The organism is Arthrobacter sp. 35/47 (genome assembly GCF_000520475.1).
Taxonomy (GTDB): Bacteria; Actinomycetota; Actinomycetes; order Actinomycetales; family Micrococcaceae; genus Arthrobacter_D; species Arthrobacter_D subterraneus.
In genome coordinates, this window is the sequence record NZ_KI914590.1 from 41,594 (window position 1) to 46,704 (window position 5,111).

Genomic DNA, 5,111 nt, shown 5'->3' on the forward strand with positions numbered 1-5,111 from the left:
CAACGCGCTCGGCGGGGGCGAGGGGACGCGGCTCAGTCGCGGATGGTCCCCAGAAGTGGTGCCATCCGGTACGGGATTGGCTGGCGAAGGAACATGCTGGTCCTCGTCCGGAGGATCCCCGGGCAAAGGCGGATCTCCTCCGACACCCGGTACAGGTCATCGGGGTCGCGGGCCACAACGCGGCACAGCAGATCCGTCTCACCCGCGGGGGCCAGGCACTCGATGACTTCCGGTATGGCGCGCAGACCCTCGACGGCGAGATCGATCCTGTGCTGGTCGAGTTCGGCAGCGACATGGGCTGAGATACCCATTCCCAGAGCCTCAGGATTGATGCGCACGCTGTGCGGCCTCAGCACGGCCTCGCGCTCAAACCGGTCGAGGCGGGCCTGGACGGTGCCGCGCGCCAGCCCGGTCCGGTGTGCGATGCCAAGGATGGTCATACGGGGGTCCGCGTCGAGGGCTTCAAGGATGGCGCGGTCGATCGCGTCCCTGGTGGAACGGCGTTCCTGGTTCATGCGTTCTGCACTCCCTCGGTTGGTCTGAACAATCTGATCATTCCTGCCGACGCTGATTGGGTCATCGTAGTCAGACTGACCATCTAAATAGCCAGCTGTTGTGCAGATCTTCGCATAGAGGGTCAAATGGTGGCATAAGACTGCTCCGGGGAACACAACCTGAGGGCATGGGCCGCGGCTGCACGGGCACACCAACCCGGCAGTGGCGTCAGGAATCCCACAAGGAGTCCGAACGCCCGAGCAGGACCGTCTGGACTTCCTAGGCGGTCTTGCCGTCGTTGGCGGTGCCTTCGTCCTTCTTCTTCTGCTCGGCCTCGCGGGCACGGTTCTCCGCCTCCCGCCGGCGCAGCTCGGCTTCCCGAGCCTCCTGGCGCCGCCGGACCTCAAGATTGCGCAGGAACTGGGGATCGTCGTCGGGCGACGAAGGACGGCGCGTCTGCCGCTGGCTGGGGCGGTCATCTCCCCGTGGGCGGCCGAAGAGGAACCACAGGCCCGCGCCCAGGAGCGGGACAAGGAGGATGGTGAAGAACCATGCGGGTTTTGAGATGCTGCGCACCGATTCTGCCCGGCTCATGATGCAGTCGAACAGCGCGTAGATAATGACAGCGATCCCGAGGATCACGAGTAACAACAACAGGCGCGGCATGCATCAATTGTAGGCGAGTAAACTTGGGACGTGCCTTTCCTCAAATTCACTGCCCTGCGCCTCGGCTTCGTCGTGGTGTTCTTTGTGATCTGCTACTCCCTGGGCCTGGGTGCAGTCTTCTCGGCGCTCGCTGCGGCCGTTCTGGCCTGGTGCGTCACCTACCTGTTTTTCCGGGACCTTCGCAACGAGGCCGCGTCCACACTGCAGCGCCGGTTCCGCGACGGCGCTCCGCCGGTGCGCACCAGCAGCGAACTGAGCGACGCCGATGCCGAGGACAGCCTGGACCCGAACACTCCGGTGAATTCGGACCGCCGCCAGCCGTAAGCCCGCCGCCAGCCGTAAGACCGCGGTCAACCGCAACCGCAACCGCAGCCGCCAGGGAAGCTAGGCCAGCACTCCGGAGAGCACCACACCGGCACCGAACAGCACGCTGAAGCCCAGGTTGATGATGCTCGTTTGCTTGAGTACCGGGATGAGGCTGCGCCGCTTCTTCCCCTTGAGCATCAGCCAGCTCGGCATCAGGCACAGCGGGATCAGCAGCAGGACCAGCAGCACCCACGGGTAGTCGTACACCAGGAAGAGCGGAAGCAGCAGCGCCACGGCGAGCATCATCACGTAGCTGATCCGCGCGGCGGTGTCGCCCAGCCGCACCGCGAGGGTGAGCTTGCCCGCTTCCCGGTCCGTGGGGATATCCCGCACATTGTTGGCCATCAGCAGGGCCATGGCGATGATCCCTGTGCTGACCGCGCCGATCCACGCCGGCCCGCTGAGCTGTCCCGCCTGCGTGTAGGTGGTGCCGAGGGTTGCCACCAGGCCAAAGAAGACAAAGACAAACAGGTCCCCCAGGCCGAGGTACCCATAGGGGTTACGCCCGCCCGTGTAGCCCCAGGCGGCAGCTACGCAGCCGACTCCCACGAGCAGGAGGAACCAGGCCTGCGACAGCACGATCAACGCGATTCCCGCGACCATGGCCAACGCGAAACACCCGAAGGCCGCCCACTTCACCTGCGACGGCCTGGCCGCGCCGGATCCGGTCAGCCGCAGCGGTCCCACCCTGTCGTTGTCGGTGCCGCGGACGCCGTCGGAGTAGTCGTTCGCGTAGTTGACGCCTACCTGCAGCAGGACGGCGACCGTCGCGGCCAGCAGCGCGTTCACCAGCTTGAAGGATCCGAGGTCAAAGGCGGCCGCGCAGCCGATGATCACGGGCGCCACGGCCATAGGGAGGGTGCGGGGACGTGCTCCCTCCACCCACTGCGCAGCTGTTGCCACGGGTTCCTCCGGTTGTCTACTCGCGAACTCTTGTTTGAACGTGGTGAAGCGGTGCGGTTACAGCACGGACTGCTCGAACAGCGCCCGGACGGCCAGCCGGTCCGGTTTGCCGTTGGCGAGCATCGGCAGCTTGTCGAGTGTCAGCACGATTTTGGGGGCTGCATGCGCCCCCAGCTGCTCCTGGGCATGCCGGCGCACTGCGTCCGGATTGACAGAGCCGACGACGGCGGCAGCCACCTGGGCGCCCCACTCCGGGTGGGGGATGCCAAGCACCAGTGCTTCGCTGACGCCCGCCATCCCCTCGATGGCGCTCGAGACGGCGACGGCCGACACCTTGAGGCCGCCGGTGATGATGACGTCATCCACGCGCCCATGGACCGTCAGGACTCCGTTCCCGTCAAGGGTGCCGTCGTCATCCGTGCGGAACCAGCGCCGCCCGGAGTTGAATGGGAACTTCTCCCGGGTCAGTTCCGGCTGGCCGAGGTAGCCGTCGGCCAGGACGGGGCCGCTGATCCAGAGCCGGCCCTCGTCATTGGTGAGTTCCACGCCTTCCAGGGGGACGCCGTCGTACACGCAGCCTCCGGAGGTTTCACTCATGCCGTAGGTCCGGACGATGTTCAGGCCGTGGGAGCGGGCACGGTGGCGGAGGGCATCGGAGACCGCCGCCCCGCCCAGCAGGATCGCATTGAACCGCTGGAGCACCTTGATGGTCTCCGGCGTCGGGTCCTCGAGGAGACGGTGCAGCTGGGTGGGTACCAGGGATGTGAATCGGACCTTGTCGGTGAGTTCTCCGGCGGCTTCGGTGAACCGTGCCGGGCTGAAACTCGTCGACAGGTCCATGGCCCAGGGCCGCGTGCCGGCGTAGAGCGAACGCACCAGCACCTGGAAACCGGCGACGTAGTGCACCGGCAGGGTGAGCAGCCACTGGCCTTCGGACTTCAGGGCATAGGCGGTGCCCATGGCGGATGCGGCGAGAGCATCGACGCTGAGCATGGTCTGCTTCGGGGCGCCGGTGGAGCCGGAGGTGCTGAGCACGGCCGCGATCTCGTCGTTGGGCAGTTCACCGGTGAAGCTCTGGTTCTCATCGATGTGGGGCGCCACGGCCGGGCCCTCTCCGGCAAGCGCCGCCGCGAGCGGTGCAAGGAGGGTGTGGGGGTCGAAGCCGGGCGGGGTATGAACGGGGAAGAGTTCCATTGGCGCCTAGAAGTAGTAGGGGAAGCTGGACCAGTCGGGGCTGCGTTTGGCGAGGAACGCTTCCTTGCCCTCGACCGCTTCGTCGGTCATGTAGGCCATGCGCGTCGCCTCACCGGCGAAGACCTGCTGGCCCGCCAGGCCGTCATCGGCGAGGTTGAACGCGAACTTCAGCATACGGATGGCCTGTGGGCTCTGACGCGCGATGTCCGCCGCATACTCCAGAGCCACTTCCTCGAGCCGCTCATGCTCGACTGCCTCATTCACGGCGCCCATCGCGACCATGTCCTCGGCCGAGTACTCCCGGGCAAGGAAGAAAATCTCGCGTGCCTTCTTCTGCCCGATCTGCCGGGCCAGAAGGGCTGACCCATAACCGGCGTCGAAGCTGCCCACCGTGGCGTCGGTCTGCTTGAACCTGCCGTGCTGACGCGACGCGATGGTCAGGTCCGCGACGACATGGAGACTGTGACCTCCGCCTGCCGCCCAGCCGTTGACGACGGCGATGACCACCTTGGGCATGGTCCGCATCAGCCGCTGCACCTCGAGGATGTGGAGCCGGCCGGCGCGGGCGGGGTCGATGGTTTCCCTGGTCTCACCCTCTGCGTACCGGTAGCCGTCCCTCCCGCGGATCCGCTGGTCGCCGCCCGAGCAGAATGAATGCCCGCCGTCCTTCGGGGAGGGGCCGTTTCCGGTCAGGAGGACCGTTGCGACGTCCGGGGTCATGCGCGCGTGGTCCAGGGTGCGGTACAGCTCATCGACCGTGCCCGGACGGAACGCGTTGCGCACCTCCGGCCGGTTGAAGGCGATGCGGACCGTGGGAAGGTCAAGGTCCTCGCTGCGATCTACCTGGCGGTGGTAGGTGATGTCCTGAAGATCCTCGAATCCCTCCACGAGCCGCCACCGGGCAGGGTCGAAGACGTCGGATACCTTGGCTGGGAGATCTGTGGTCACCAATCGAGTCTAGCTTCGGTGGCAGGGGTGACTTCAAAGTGGCGGCTTCGCCGGATCGTCAGGCCGGAAGGTCTGGACCGGGACGCGCGGTGCGACTAGCGTGACACCCACCCGCCGGAGAAGCCGGTGCCAATGAAGGAGCAAGCATGGCGAACCATACGTACAGCATTTCCGAGGTTGTCGGCACGTCGCCGGACGGGGTGGATGCGGCAGTGACCAATGCCGTGACCCAGGCCGCCAAGACCCTCCGCAACCTCGACTGGTTCGAGGTCAAGGAGATCCGCGGACATCTGGTGGACGGCAAGGTGGCGGACTGGCAGGTGACGGTCAAGCTGGGCTTCCGGCTGGAAGAGTGACCGGGCCAAAACCGTTGACGAAATCCAGGAACACGGGCAGGCTGTTACCTAGGCGGGCCTAGACCCGCACCAGTTTACTCGCCGGCGTTGAGCGAGCCCCGATGCGCAATCCCGGGGCGCTCCGCCGGCGCTTCTTTTGTGTCCCGGTTTTGTGCCTGCTCTTTGTACCCGCCGCATGCCCCC

At 66.1% G+C, this 5,111-nt stretch carries 7 protein-coding genes; 2 read left to right on the forward strand and 5 right to left on the reverse strand.

Annotated features, from left to right (window positions below):
* Positions 1-32: 32 nt before the first annotated feature.
* The gene (locus tag X803_RS0106120) at positions 33-515 is read right to left on the reverse strand and encodes an Lrp/AsnC family transcriptional regulator (RefSeq protein WP_026544451.1); all 483 of its coding nucleotides are present in this window, start codon (positions 513-515) and stop codon (positions 33-35) included.
* Positions 516-774: 259 nt separating this feature from the next.
* Positions 775-1,161: a PLD nuclease N-terminal domain-containing protein gene (locus tag X803_RS0106125; RefSeq protein WP_035778115.1), complete on the reverse strand. Its 387-nt coding sequence runs from the start codon at positions 1,159-1,161 to the stop codon at positions 775-777.
* Between the two features lie 30 nt (positions 1,162-1,191).
* Here X803_RS0106125 and X803_RS0106130 point away from each other — a divergent pair, with 30 nt between their 5' ends.
* Positions 1,192-1,485, forward strand: a complete 294-nt coding sequence (locus X803_RS0106130) for a DUF4229 domain-containing protein (RefSeq protein ID WP_026544453.1) — start codon at positions 1,192-1,194, stop codon at positions 1,483-1,485.
* Between the two features lie 60 nt (positions 1,486-1,545).
* Here the strand turns inward: X803_RS0106130 and X803_RS0106135 are convergent, their stop codons facing one another.
* The 3 genes from X803_RS0106135 to X803_RS0106145 are packed head-to-tail and all read right to left on the reverse strand — an operon-like array spanning position 1,546 to position 4,572.
* Entirely contained in the window at positions 1,546-2,430 is an 885-nt protein-coding gene (locus X803_RS0106135) for a 1,4-dihydroxy-2-naphthoate polyprenyltransferase (protein ID WP_026544454.1), read from the reverse strand.
* 57 nt (positions 2,431-2,487) lie between these two features.
* On the reverse strand, positions 2,488-3,624 hold the full coding sequence (locus tag X803_RS18195; RefSeq protein WP_035778116.1) for an AMP-binding protein: 1,137 nt from the start codon (positions 3,622-3,624) through the stop codon (positions 2,488-2,490).
* Between the two features lie 6 nt (positions 3,625-3,630).
* A complete protein-coding gene (locus X803_RS0106145; RefSeq protein WP_026544455.1) occupies positions 3,631-4,572 on the reverse strand; it encodes a 1,4-dihydroxy-2-naphthoyl-CoA synthase in 942 nt (313 codons plus the stop codon).
* Positions 4,573-4,718: 146 nt separating this feature from the next.
* On the opposite strand from X803_RS0106145, the gene X803_RS0106150 reads away from it, so the two are divergent.
* Positions 4,719-4,928: a dodecin gene (locus X803_RS0106150; protein WP_026544456.1), complete on the forward strand. Its 210-nt coding sequence runs from the start codon at positions 4,719-4,721 to the stop codon at positions 4,926-4,928.
* The last annotated feature ends 183 nt before the right edge of the window (positions 4,929-5,111 follow it).

Excerpts from the sequence above, each read along its gene's own strand:
- X803_RS0106125 (WP_035778115.1), bottom strand. The coding sequence starts at position 1,161 with ATGCCGCGCCTGTTGTTGTTACTCGTGATCCTCGGGATCGCTGTCATT.
- X803_RS0106120 (WP_026544451.1), bottom strand. The coding sequence starts at position 515 with ATGAACCAGGAACGCCGTTCCACCAGGGACGCGATCGACCGCGCCATC.
- X803_RS18195 (WP_035778116.1), bottom strand. The coding sequence starts at position 3,624 with ATGGAACTCTTCCCCGTTCATACCCCGCCCGGCTTCGACCCCCACACC.
- X803_RS0106150 (WP_026544456.1), top strand. The coding sequence starts at position 4,719 with ATGGCGAACCATACGTACAGCATTTCCGAGGTTGTCGGCACGTCGCCG.